The 11,494-nt window shown below is 60.0% G+C and carries 16 protein-coding genes; 11 read left to right on the forward strand and 5 right to left on the reverse strand.

Features of this window, described 5'->3' with window-relative positions:
* The first annotated feature begins 2 nt into the window (after window positions 1-2).
* The 7 genes from AB0J29_RS19655 to AB0J29_RS19685 all read left to right on the forward strand — a co-directional run bounded on the left by AB0J29_RS19655 (window position 3) and on the right by AB0J29_RS19685 (window position 5,600).
* Window positions 3-326, forward strand: a complete 324-nt coding sequence (locus tag AB0J29_RS19655) for a YtxH domain-containing protein (protein WP_364787740.1) — start codon at window positions 3-5, stop codon at window positions 324-326.
* A gap of 24 nt (window positions 327-350) precedes the next feature.
* A complete protein-coding gene (locus tag AB0J29_RS19660) occupies window positions 351-1,007 on the forward strand; it encodes a hypothetical protein (RefSeq protein WP_364787743.1) in 657 nt (218 codons plus the stop codon).
* Window positions 1,004-1,330, forward strand: coding sequence for a hypothetical protein (locus AB0J29_RS19665; protein WP_364787746.1), 327 nt, complete (start codon window positions 1,004-1,006; stop codon window positions 1,328-1,330). The genes AB0J29_RS19660 and AB0J29_RS19665 overlap by 4 nt, the downstream gene beginning before the upstream one ends.
* 12 nt (window positions 1,331-1,342) lie before the next feature.
* The gene (locus AB0J29_RS19670) at window positions 1,343-2,587 is read left to right on the forward strand and encodes a hypothetical protein (RefSeq protein WP_364787749.1); all 1,245 of its coding nucleotides are present in this window, start codon (window positions 1,343-1,345) and stop codon (window positions 2,585-2,587) included.
* Between the two features lie 336 nt (window positions 2,588-2,923).
* On the forward strand, window positions 2,924-3,277 hold the full coding sequence (locus AB0J29_RS19675) for a hypothetical protein (RefSeq protein ID WP_364787752.1): 354 nt from the start codon (window positions 2,924-2,926) through the stop codon (window positions 3,275-3,277).
* Between the two features lie 629 nt (window positions 3,278-3,906).
* Window positions 3,907-5,181 carry an SGNH/GDSL hydrolase family protein gene (locus AB0J29_RS19680; protein ID WP_364787755.1) on the forward strand — a complete coding sequence of 425 codons (1,275 nt, stop codon included), beginning with the start codon at window positions 3,907-3,909 and terminating at the stop codon, window positions 5,179-5,181.
* An 8-nt stretch (window positions 5,182-5,189) separates the two neighbouring features.
* Window positions 5,190-5,600: a hypothetical protein gene (locus AB0J29_RS19685; RefSeq protein WP_364787758.1), complete on the forward strand. Its 411-nt coding sequence runs from the start codon at window positions 5,190-5,192 to the stop codon at window positions 5,598-5,600.
* A 168-nt stretch (window positions 5,601-5,768) separates the two neighbouring features.
* On the opposite strand, the gene AB0J29_RS19690 is transcribed toward AB0J29_RS19685, so the two are convergent.
* The 5 genes from AB0J29_RS19690 to AB0J29_RS19710 all read right to left on the reverse strand — a co-directional run bounded on the left by AB0J29_RS19690 (window position 5,769) and on the right by AB0J29_RS19710 (window position 7,805).
* Window positions 5,769-6,317: a DUF4352 domain-containing protein gene (locus AB0J29_RS19690; RefSeq protein ID WP_364787761.1), complete on the reverse strand. Its 549-nt coding sequence runs from the start codon at window positions 6,315-6,317 to the stop codon at window positions 5,769-5,771.
* 482 nt (window positions 6,318-6,799) lie between these two features.
* Window positions 6,800-6,925, reverse strand: a complete 126-nt coding sequence (locus AB0J29_RS19695; protein ID WP_364787764.1) for a hypothetical protein — start codon at window positions 6,923-6,925, stop codon at window positions 6,800-6,802.
* 18 nt (window positions 6,926-6,943) lie between these two features.
* Window positions 6,944-7,255, reverse strand: a complete 312-nt coding sequence (locus AB0J29_RS19700; RefSeq protein ID WP_364787767.1) for a hypothetical protein — start codon at window positions 7,253-7,255, stop codon at window positions 6,944-6,946.
* On the reverse strand, window positions 7,255-7,539 hold the full coding sequence (locus AB0J29_RS19705; RefSeq protein ID WP_364787770.1) for a hypothetical protein: 285 nt from the start codon (window positions 7,537-7,539) through the stop codon (window positions 7,255-7,257). The genes AB0J29_RS19700 and AB0J29_RS19705 overlap by 1 nt, the downstream gene beginning before the upstream one ends.
* Window positions 7,536-7,805: a hypothetical protein gene (locus AB0J29_RS19710; protein ID WP_364787772.1), complete on the reverse strand. Its 270-nt coding sequence runs from the start codon at window positions 7,803-7,805 to the stop codon at window positions 7,536-7,538. The genes AB0J29_RS19705 and AB0J29_RS19710 overlap by 4 nt, the downstream gene beginning before the upstream one ends.
* 251 nt (window positions 7,806-8,056) lie before the next feature.
* Between AB0J29_RS19710 and AB0J29_RS19715 the strand changes: the two genes are divergently transcribed.
* From AB0J29_RS19715 to AB0J29_RS19730, 4 genes are all read left to right on the forward strand, one after another.
* Window positions 8,057-9,301, forward strand: a complete 1,245-nt coding sequence (locus AB0J29_RS19715; RefSeq protein WP_364787775.1) for a helix-turn-helix transcriptional regulator — start codon at window positions 8,057-8,059, stop codon at window positions 9,299-9,301.
* A complete protein-coding gene (locus AB0J29_RS19720) occupies window positions 9,298-9,678 on the forward strand; it encodes a hypothetical protein (RefSeq protein ID WP_364787778.1) in 381 nt (126 codons plus the stop codon). The genes AB0J29_RS19715 and AB0J29_RS19720 overlap by 4 nt, the downstream gene beginning before the upstream one ends.
* 229 nt (window positions 9,679-9,907) lie before the next feature.
* Window positions 9,908-10,102: a DNA-binding protein gene (locus tag AB0J29_RS19725; RefSeq protein ID WP_364787781.1), complete on the forward strand. Its 195-nt coding sequence runs from the start codon at window positions 9,908-9,910 to the stop codon at window positions 10,100-10,102.
* A gap of 25 nt (window positions 10,103-10,127) precedes the next feature.
* Window positions 10,128-11,444, forward strand: a complete 1,317-nt coding sequence (locus tag AB0J29_RS19730) for a tyrosine-type recombinase/integrase (RefSeq protein ID WP_364787784.1) — start codon at window positions 10,128-10,130, stop codon at window positions 11,442-11,444.
* Window positions 11,445-11,494 lie beyond the last annotated feature (50 nt).

Here is an 11,494-nt window from a genome sequence, read left to right on the forward strand (position 1 = left end):
CCGTGGTCACCGCCCTTATTGGTGCGGCGGCTGGCATTTTGGGTGTGGTCCTCGGCTGGTTTACACCGAGGTCACGCAGTTTGGATTCTCAACGCGAGGATTTCAAAACCGTTTTGCAGCCTCTACGTGATGAGCTGAAAGACCTTCGTGAGCGTGTCAAAGCGCTCGAAACCCAACACGTCGCCGATGTTGAACAGCATTACCAGGACGTGCGCCGTATCGATGTTCTCGTCGACTACGTGAAAGATCTGCTGGCGTTCATTCGCGAGCATGTTCCCGCTCCGTCGCCACCGCCTATTCCCGCCGAAATCTCGAACGACATTTAACAACTGTATTGGGGGTGATGTCTGGTGACTGCCCCCAATCAAGGCGATCCGTCTGGCGCGCTAGGTCCTGGCGATTTCCATGCGTTTCAGGCGATGACCCCGGACGACGCTAAGTCTGCGATGACAAGCGGCACGGTTACCAAGGTTGGTGACGCCCACAATTCGCATCAAACGAACGTTGTGAGCCGCATCGACGGTAACTACGCGCTTGTACTCGAAGCGCAGGGTAAGGCCGACCAGGCTGTTACGAAAGCGCAGGCGGCAGCGAACCAGGCGGCTGCGGCGGACAGTACGGCTGCGAGCGCTTCGGCCCGCGCAAGCTATTGGGAAGCGGAATTCGTGGTCGCGTCGGCGGCTGTAGTTTTGGGTGTCAACGAATTGTTGATCGGCCTGTGCCAAAACGTGCCAGTTGGACTGAATCGAACTATTACCGATATGCATGCAGCGCTGCTGACACAACCTAACGGCATGTCATTTGACCTCATGAAGTGGGATGCCACCGGAACAGTTGCCAGCACGCTCGGATCATTCACGCTCGCCGCTAACCAGACTCGGCGCAACTGGCCAAACCTCAACTGCTTGATGGCCAATAAGGAACGGGTCTACATAAACGTTACATCTGTAACGGGGTCTACAGCCCCGGTCGTATTGCAGATTCTATTGTTCGGAGTGTTGGAATGAGGTTCTTCGAAACCCGTTATGGTGCAGGCAAGTGTGCTGAGGAAGTACGGGTAGAGGCATATCAGGAGAAGTTGTGGGCGGCGTCCTTCGGCGTTGACCAGCTCGACATGCTGTTCGACTTGGATACACCGGAACGTGCCATCCCCAAGTTCGATGCCGCTATCCGCAAGTTCGACCACGACCCGGAGTCGCTGCGGCCTCTGCTCGACCCAACCGACCGTCGCGGCCTTGTCGGGAATCGCAAAGTCCTGGAACAGATGCGAGCCACCTTGGCCACCCACGATGACGCGTCTATCAGCGGCGCCATGTACAACGAAGATTAGAGCAGCCTAAACATGAGCTTCCTGTTGCGCCGCAATCTTCCGCTGGCGTGGGCTGGATGGTATGACAGCTTTGATCGGGCCGTTGAAAGTCCGGTGAAGCAGCCGTGGGTGCATCTCGGCGACGGCGGTGCCGCTGACATCAATAACCTGCAAGAACTGCACATACCCTCGAACTACCTCACCGTCAATGGCGGCGGCGAAAGCTACGAGTTTCAGCCGTTCACACCTAACTGGGGGCTGGAATTCGAGGTTTGGTTTCCGGTCGAAGGGCTTGCAGCACAGGGATTTTCGACGTATTTCACCGACTCGTGGACGAAGATCGGTGCCACATTTCAGAACGTAGTAGGCGTACGCCTGATGCACGCTCCCGCTATCGGTGGGGACGTAATCCAGGTTGCCGAGTTCAACAATGTAATGTCGCTCAACTCGGATAGGGCCTCATGGTCAAGCCCGGTCGGCTATTACGGCAGTGCGCTTCGGTTGAAAATCTGGATCGAAAACGACGAGTGGCTGCGGGTATGGCTGAACGACAACTACGTCGGTAGCTGCATGATCACACCGAGTTTCAAGCTTGGGCCTACACGCCGATGCGTGCGATTCCTGAACACCGGTTTGTGTGACGCGTGGATGCGTCAGATCGACCATTACGACCGCACGAGATCTATCCCGTCGGTCAACGTGTGGAATGCTCTCTATTACGACGATTTCAATCGCGCCAACGGCCCGGTAGATAACGGGTGGACACAGGTCGGCGCCGATGCTGCTATCCAAAACAATTCTTGGGCAAATACTGGCACCGCCGATGGTTGCCGTGGTTTGGTTCGTGATACTGGAGTAACGAGCGGAAAAGTCAGGGTTGAAGCCGTCGCGGGCGGCAATAACGCGCCCAATGGCACTGTCACGGCCGCGTTGGTGGCCTGCTCTAACTCGGATGCCACACAAGGTTTGTGCGCCAATATTTGCTCGAACAAAGTGTACATATCACGGTTCTCGACGTCGCTGGGTGGGTCTTCCCCCACTTTCACAGTGTTCGATCAACTAACCGGCGGTGTATCGATCGCGTCCGGAGATTTGCTCGCGTTCTCTGTATACAACGGTGTTGCATGGCTGGAAAAAAACGGCATACCGATCTTGTATACCGGAAATGTGCATGGGGTGGTACCGCAATCCAATTCCTATGCCGGGTTGGCTGTCGCGCGGTCCTCGTCGAATATCTCGAACTCCTGGAACGACGTCCGCATCTATTCCGGCATCTAACCAATAACCTGGGGGTTTCCTATGACGATCGGCTATGAACCGATCGTGGACACGCTTGTCCTAGTCGCTGGGCAAGACTTCCTTCACGATATTTACCCGCCGACTGGGCAAACAATCCCAGCGGGAACCACATCAGACCTCATCTTCTATGACCCATCTGGAGCAGTGATCGCATCCTGGTCGGCGGGTGTTTCATCGGCGTCTGTCAGTTGGGATATCGCTTCCACGTTGGCCGACACCATTCCAAATTCAGCGCATTTCAGGATCTACCTCCATTACTCGGACGGAAAAGATTTCTGCTGGTACCGGGGCCAAGTGGCCCGACAGGAGTGACAAATGCCTATTGCTGTAGCCGCGACTCGGCAGGTTCTCGCCGACGCATACAAAACCCTTTCCGGCTCGTCCACCGTGTGGGTATCCCTCCACACCGCCGACCCCGGTTCGACCGGTGCCAGTGAGGCATCCGGTGGAAGCTACGCCCGCGTTCAAGGCACCTGGACATCAGGCAGTGGTGGCACACTCACCATGTCTGAACTGACCTTCAGCGCGCCTGCTGGCGCCTACACCTACGCGGGACTGTGGACCGCGAGCACGGCGGGCACCTTCCTCGACAAAGCGTTGCTGTCGCCGAGCATCACTCTGGGCGGTGCAGGCCCGATCAAGCTGACGCCCAGCTTCACCGAGAGCTGACCGTGACGGCGCTCCCTGCCCCCACCGGTTGGCGGGTGCACCTACCGAACCGATCCTCGGTCACCAGTACGCAACCGGCAAGGACAGTATCAATCATCCCAGAGCGGATGATGTACGAACCGCCACCCGCTGCGGCATGGCAGGGCGTGGGGACACTGACCGTGTCAGCGGCACCAGCGGCAGTTGCTGCGTTCACCGGCAGCGGTTCGGCATCGGCGTCTGCTGTTCCATCCGTGGTTGTCGCGTTCTCTGGCGCCGGATCCTTTGTTGTGCCGACCACCCAGGCGGCGGCTTTCGCAGGGACTGGCGGCCTGACCATGGTCGCGGTTCCGGCCGCGACCGCCCAGTTCACCGGTTCCGGATCTCTCGGCGCTCCAGCGGTGCCCGCAGTTTCCGCCCAGTACACGGGTACCGGCACCGCTGGAGCGACTGACTCCGCTGTAGCAACCGCGGCTTTCACCGGTTCCGGTGCCGCGTCTGCCGCTGCTACCAGTGCGCCGTACCCGTCTACGACTCTCTACCCGTCTACGACTCTTTATCCGGGGGCTCCATAAATGGCATATGTACAACAGCTGTGGTCGGATTCGCCGTCCACAGCATCTCCGCTCAGCGCGGCCCGCCTTAATCACATGGAGGCGGGCATCGCGGCGGCTGTCGCGGATAACCCCCTGGTGTCGCGCACCCTGTCCTACAGCAACGGCGGGCAGGGCGGTCAGCAAACCACATTCGGCACCGGCGCGGCTGCGACTATTTCATCGGTCACCAGCTGCTCTATTCGCATTCCTTTCAGGTTGCCCGCGAGCACTACTCAATGGCGAATCAAGCTAAGGAATTACAACGCCAGCGTTAACGGTACAGCCGCCCAGACTGCCGCAACGCTGGATAAGATTGTTGTCGGACAGGCTACGGCTCAGACTGTAGGCACCCCTGGTGCTACTGGTAATTTCCTTAACGGTATTGGTGCCACGGTTGCTACGTCGGGAACAATACCGGGCGACGGTACACAATACGTTTCTCCGTGGATCACCGCGTCCGGAGATCAGGTTATAGAACAGGCGGATTGGCTAGTAGCGATAGCGTTTCACTTCTCGTCGGCTCAGACAATGCAGACGGGGATAGGTAGGTGCTGGCGCTGGGCGGATACTACATCGGCGGTTAACCCTGCGACGGCTAGCTCTGGGGCTGCCAGTACAGCATCGTGGATTCCGATCGACTTCGTGATTGAATACCAGACCACTAACCGTAAAAAAGCCATCCTGGTCATCGGTGATTCGATCGCGGAAGGCACTCAGGGGCCCGCATATGCGCTGGTTTCGTCTGGCAGTGCAAGTAACTATCAGGATGCTGCGCCTACCGAGGTTTACAACCGGTTCTTTGACCAGTGGGCAAAACGTCGCGGCGATATCATGCCCCAGGTTAACGCCCTGTATGGCGGATTCGCCAGTACCTGGGCTAGCTCGTCTTATTCCGGCTGGACTCGACAAGATACGTCCGCCGGCCAATATGAAATGGCTGTACTCGCGCTTGGTCCTAACGATGTAGCCGTTGGACGATCGCTAGCTCAGATTCAGTCCGACTGGACCGCATGCCTTACCAATCTCAGGGCAATTGTCGGTGTGTCGGTACCGATTTACGCGATGAACATATACCCGTATCGAGGTATTGCGGCTGCATCTGAGACGGTACGAAAGCAGTTCAATTCGTGGTTGTCGCAGCTCCCGTGTGGCATCCAAGGTGTGATTGATATTGATTCGGAGATGCGTGTTTTGTACTCGTCGACCACTCTCTCCAACTTGTCGCAGGTTGTGTCTCCGATAGATCAGCAACTCACCTGCGATGGTGTGCATCCAAGCTACCAAGGGACGTCGAAGCTCGTGGACATCCTGATGTCCTCTATCCCTTAAGGAGAGAAATGCGAATCCAGTACGTCAAAACCTCGCTTACTGCGGACTGGAGCGATATCCCAGACGTATATCCGGGGGCCGAGTTCTATCACCTGGAATTCTCTGCCGACAAAGACGGCGACGTAGGATTCTACTTCATAGGTGGTACTCCCCCCGGCGTTCCTGTCCTCGAAAACTTCCCTGTTCGGAATCGGTGGGTAGCAAAGTTCGCTCACCCATACTGGCTGATGGGAGGCGCTCCCGCCCCCTATGGGCATACGGAGCTCCCGGACGGGACCATAATCATCAACCCGGAAGGTTACGGGTCGCAGATGGTTGTTGGAGCCGATGAAGAAGGGAACGGGGGTGCCACCGTGCACAAGGTGGTCTATCTGTATCACGTCGGAGAGATTCCGAACGTGCCGAACCTGGATTCCTGATGCACCAACGGCCGCCCCTCGGGACTGTGTGAGGGCGGACGTGCTGGTCCTGCATTGCGAGCGAGCGTGAAGGAACAGCCTCGTGCGCTCGTTTGATCCCGCCACTTAACTGGCAGAACGGCCCCAACCTTTCCGAGGTTGGGGCCGTTTTCGTCGTGTTCGGCGGATCTACTTCAAGGCGACTCGTGTGCCACCAGAGAACATCGAGTCGTGCAGTTCTATCGAGGCGGGCACTGTGCCTGGCGGGACATCGAACACGATCTGTACTGATAGTTTGAAGCCTGGGTTCAGGTCGGACACGTAGGTTTCTGTGTTCAGGCCCATTGCAGCCTTAGAGTCGTTGGCGAACTGGCGCCCTTGATCGTCGTACAGCTTCTGGTTGTCATCGAAGTAGCCGCGGGGTTCATTGCCAACATTGGTGATGTCGACGTGCACGACAATGAACTGCCCTTTGGCTGTGGCCTTCCACATCCCTGAACCGACTGCGGTGGCAGGTGAGTCGACGGAGGTTACGACGAAAGCGAATTTGCCGTCGCGCACCTCGGAACCAGCGGGCGCGATTTTCGGCCCTGACTTCGGTGGCGCCGGGGCCGTGGTGGGTTGGCCTTGCGCAACAGTGGCTTCCGCGGTTGTGGATGCTTTCGCGGATTTGGATGTGTCGCTGGCTGATCCGATCACGGTGACGCAGCCAGCGAACGCGAGGATCACGGCACCCATGAGTATCCACGGCCAAACCGGTGTCTTCTTTTTCGGTGGGCGCGGCGGATATCCCGGAGGCGGCCCGTATCCGGGGGGCGGCACGTAGTTCGGTTGTCCGGGTGGTGGTTGATAGGACACGGTAGAAGCCCCCTGCGTCGGGTGTGGTGGTGTTGCTGATCAAATCGAGCCGCGGTGTGGCGCGTTACACGTTTGAGAGGTTCAGGGTATCGATCGGTGCGCGTGGCGGGAAGAGGTGAATGGTGTGATCCGCTCGGACCGCTCGCGCAGTATTATTCGAACATGCGTGCGAGTGACAATCGGGCGAAGGACGGGAATTGCGAAGACCCTCAGGGCGGTCTGCGGAACGACGCCCTGAGGGTCTTCTCTCAACCCCGCCCGCACCCGAGTTGTGGTGGCGGGGAAGTCTCACGATGTTGTTGGAACCCGTCCCCGGCTACGCACAGCCGGGGACGGTGGTGCCACATGCCTAGGGGCTGGTGTCAGTCCTGGCCCTTGATCTGCCGGACATCCTCGCCGAGGCGGTGCTGAGGCGCGTCCTTGCCGCGGGGATCCTCGTTGTAGAGGTCGCCAGCATTGCTATTCGGACCCGGATTGTACTGCTCCATAGTGCCTATCCCTTTCGGTTAGGTGTTTCTAACTTTCCCCGACTGATTGCCGGGGAGGTCTCTGTACCGCGGCGCGGCGTGTCGTGGATGATCGCGGTATTCGCGATAGACGGGGCGGCCGATGACCGATCGGCCGTTGGCGGTGATCTGCCAGAAGGTCGGGACCGTGGTGCTACTGGCGACCAAACCGCGGGTTTCGAGCATGCGCAGCGCGGTCCGTGTAGTGGGTGAGCCGAGACCGGTCATCAGAGCCAAGACTGGCGCGGTCTCGATCCTGTCGAGCGTGGACATGATGCCCAACACCTTGGCCTGGGATTCGGTGAGTGCCATCAGGATTCTCCCCATTCCCGGACTGCCGCGACGAACTGGTCCATCAACTCGACCGTCGGCAGACCATCCGGCATACGCATAGGGGCCGGTGGCCCGACGAACGCGGTCCGCTCCGGCAACTGGGTGTCGACTACGGAGGTGGCGTCGACGTCGATGAACGCCGCGCCAAGCGCGGGAGTCGATTCCAGTTCGGGTGTGGTCTCGATGCCGTCGAATTCGTCGACCCATCCGTCGTCGTCGACGAGACCTACTGTGCCGTCGCTGAACTCGATATAGCCGCTCATCGCGGATCCTTCACTGGCTGGATCCGACCGGCCTCGACCAGGACTTGCCACGCCATCGTCTTCGCGTTGCATTCGTAGACGTTGCAGTTGATGCGTTCCTGCATGACCCAGCCAGCCTCTTCGACCGTGTAGACGGCATCAGGGGCACGGTGGCAGGTCCCATACTCTGGCAGTTGGTTCGGCCCGTATCTCTGGCGTGCGGCGTGGATGATAAGCGCGGCGATAGCGCAGGCTGCGATGATGATGACGAAAGTTATTGCGGGCATTTGGCGATACCCCTAAAATTGCTTGGTTCGGAGGTGGATGCACCCGGCGCCGAGGGCTTCGAGGGGAGTACCGCAACAGTCCACTTCGGGGCCTACCTACTGCGGCGGAGACTAGAAGCTCGCCCCGACGCCGGGTGCTGCATGAGCTTCCCGCTACGGCTAGTGCCCCTGGGGTGCCCCATGGTGCCCCAAAAGTGATCCAACACAGATAAAGTGGCCCTACCACTACGGCAGCTGGGGGTCTTATGGCTATGGTCAGCGAATGGAACGGCGAGAATTGCCGGGCCTTGCGTGGAGCCTTCCGCATGACGCAGCGACAATTTGCCGACAAGATCGGCGTCAACGTTCGTACATTGAAAAAATGGGAGGCAGGCAAATTGCCGGGTGTCGAGTGCCAAGCGGCGTTAGACACCATGCTGTCCGGGGCGTCTGAGGATGTGGCCAAAGCGTTTCGGCGACTACGCCCTGACGATCCTGAGGAGGATGCTGTGGACCGCCGACAGATGCTCGCCTTGCTGGGAGGGCTCACCGCGATAGGTCTCGGAGCCGATATCGACCGCGCGCAATGGTTGCTGTCGGGCGCTGGTCGGCCGGACAGTTGGGCGCTTGAACGGATCCGCTCTACCCTGCATGAAGCGATGCTGTTGGACGATGCGCTCGGATCCCCTGCGGCGCAAGGGATGGTCGTCGCGCAGCAACAACTGACCGAAGCGATGCTCGGCGACTGCCCAGCCGGACTGCGTGCAGCGATGCTATCGCTGCACGCGGAATGGGTCGGTCTCGCAGGCGCGTTGGCGTGGGATCAGAACGACTATGTGACGGCCGCAAGGCTCTACAATCTCGGCCGCGACATCGCGCATGAGGCGGAGGACAGCGACGGAGCCGGGTACATGCTCGCCGGGCTGAGTCAGCTCGCGATCTGGCAGGGCAAACCACGTATCGCTGTCGATCACGCTGTCGCTGCTCGCAGCTGGGTCGCGCAGTCCGCTGACTTCGGACTGCGCGCCTACGTCGCGATGCGCACAGCGGAAGCGTATGCGACTGCTGGGCAACGCCGGGCATGCTTGGATGCGCTTGAGGAGGCTACCCGGGCCATGGACGGCGTCGCAGTCGAACTGTCCCCTGCCGACAGCCGCGCCTACTACGTATCTCAGCCGTTTTTGGAATCGTATCGGGGGCAATGTTTTTCGCTGCTCGGCGATGCAGCTGAGGCGGTGGAAGCGTCGCGGCGGGCGATCGCGGCGATCGAGCCGACTCGCACCCGTGATCTCGCGCTGACTCTGCTTGAGCTGGAGCGGGCACTCATCCAGGTCGGCGATATCGATGAGGCTGCGGCAGTGGTCGGTCAGGCCGCAGATCTGACCCAACGCAACCGCTCGCCGCGGTTGTCGGGCGCAATCCGAGATGGCCGGAAGGCGCTGTCGCCGTGGGCGGGGTCACGGGCAGTGCAGGATCTCGATGCGCGGCTGGCGGCTCGCGATATCGTGGCCGTGTGAGTCTGGATCCGATTTCCGACGTGATGCGGCGGCTCGAACGCGCGCAAGCCCAGCTGATGGGCACGGGCGAGATCTACGAGCGCAGCGAGGGCGGGCGCGCGCCGGAGCGGTCGTCCGCGTTCCGGCTGGCCCAGGCCGATATCCATGCGGCCAAGCAGGCGCGTAACCGGTTGCTGGTCGAACTCGTCGGCGACGCCGAGACGGTTCCCCTGGAGCTGGCGCAGCGCCTCGGGTTGACCGGCCGCGAAGCCACGCACGTCATCGACACAGCTCGTCGCGGGTCGCCAAGGTTGCGTGCGCATGTGTTGGGAGAGCCGCCGACCACTGTGGTAGAACCCGCACGGAAAGTGTGGACCAGTGAGTCGGATCCGGGGTAGGCTGACCGGCACCGCGACCTAGGCTCCCAAACCAAAATCGCGAGCAGTACAACGAAAGCCGCCCCGACCTCGTTTTGAGGTCGGGGCGGTTTCTTGTGTCCGGGGCCATTGTCTATTACATTTGATGCGAAACTCATGTTTGCGATGTAAACAAGACGCCATCGACTGGCTACCTGGTAGCTAATGGTGTGGGTCTGGATTTCGTCGTTCCGGAACGGGAGGCTCCCGCATGTCAGAAACACGATGGCTCACACGCCGAGAGGTCGCCACGATCACCGGGTTCGCACCCAAGACGTTGGAGAACTGGGCGACCATGCGACCGCAGAAAGGTCCGCGGTGCTTCAAGGTGTCGAACCGATACCGGTACCTGTTGGAAGACGTCCGCGTCTGGCAGGAAAAGCAGCGGCAGCGCTCGGCGGCGTGAACCTCCTTCGGTCACAGGAACTTTCATGGCACAAGATGCATTAGAGCCCGGCGCGCTCCCGCCACCGCACAAGCTGAACCCCGTGAAGGGGCCGGATGGTATTTGGCGGTTGACTCGTGTGCGGCATCGCGCGTTCAACGGCGCATACGTGCGGACCAGTGGTTCTGGCCGCACCCGTAGGGAATGCCTCGCGGATTGGGATGCGGCGTTTGAACGGAATCGCCGCAAGGGGAGTGCGAGCAAGAGTGACAGCTCGCGGGGTGATCTCAAGCTGTCGGACAAGATGTCTCGGGCGTTCGATGTCTACTACAAGCAGCAGGAGAAGAAGGCCGACGCAGGCAAGATAACTGAGCAGTCGCTGACAACGATCCATCGTGCGATCTACAAGGGCGAAGGGCCGAAAGCCAAACCTGATGCGCTCAAGCTGAGCAAGACATTGGGGCGCTTGTCGATCGGTGAGGTTGGGAAACCTGCATTCCTGGCGGACTACCTAGAGAGCATGGCCGAGACGTTCCCCGGCGTTGCGGGCCATCACTGGACGGTCCTGTCTGGCACGTTCAAGATTCTCACGCTCGCCGGGCTATTCGACTATAGTCCGATGCTTCCAGTGCCGCGGCCGATGTCCGAGGGTGGCAGTCAGCGCGCGTTGACGGCGGGGGAGCGTGAAGAGCTGTGCCTGGTCATCGGGGTGGGCCAGAAGCGGGCGCGGTATCTGCTTCCGCTGGTGTTGTTGATCCTCGGTACGGGTGTTCGTCCGGGTGAGGCGCTGGCTGTGCGTTGGTGTGATTTGCACGGCTTGGATGATGAATCCTTTGCAAACATCACGCTGCATGTGGGCGGCACGATGGTGGCTCGTAAGGGCGCGTATGTGCGTCAGCCGTACCGGAAGTCGGCGAAGAAGTCGAAGGTGTCGAACGACTTCTATGTGGTGCTGCCTCGATGGTTGACGACCGTGCTTCGGGCGTGGAAGCACCAGCGCGGCAAGGTGTCACCTGAGGCTGCGGTGTTCATTTCGATGCAGGGCGGTGTGGTGCGGCTTAGCACTGCGGACACGGCGTTGCAGAACGCCCGGCGGGGTAGTTCGCTGGAGTGGTTGCAGTTCGGCAACCTGCGAGACACCGTGGCGACGCATGTTGCGGGGGTGACGGGGGACCCGAAGCGTGCTAGTGCGCAGTTGGGGCATTCGGAGGGGTCTAGTGTGGCGTTGCGTCACTACGTCGACGAGGACGGGTACACGCACCCTGCGGTGGACAATTCGGATGCCTTAGAGTCCCTTTGTCCGGTGAATCTTGGAGCAAAGTTGGAATCCGGGGCTGATGTGTTCGTGTGGGTTTGCTCCTGAGCTGCAAAGTAAGGTCTAAATCGTGCAGAGATGGCGAAGTCTCGACGAGG

The organism is Nocardia sp. NPDC049707 (assembly GCF_040674855.1).
Taxonomy (GTDB): domain Bacteria; phylum Actinomycetota; class Actinomycetes; order Mycobacteriales; family Mycobacteriaceae; genus Nocardia.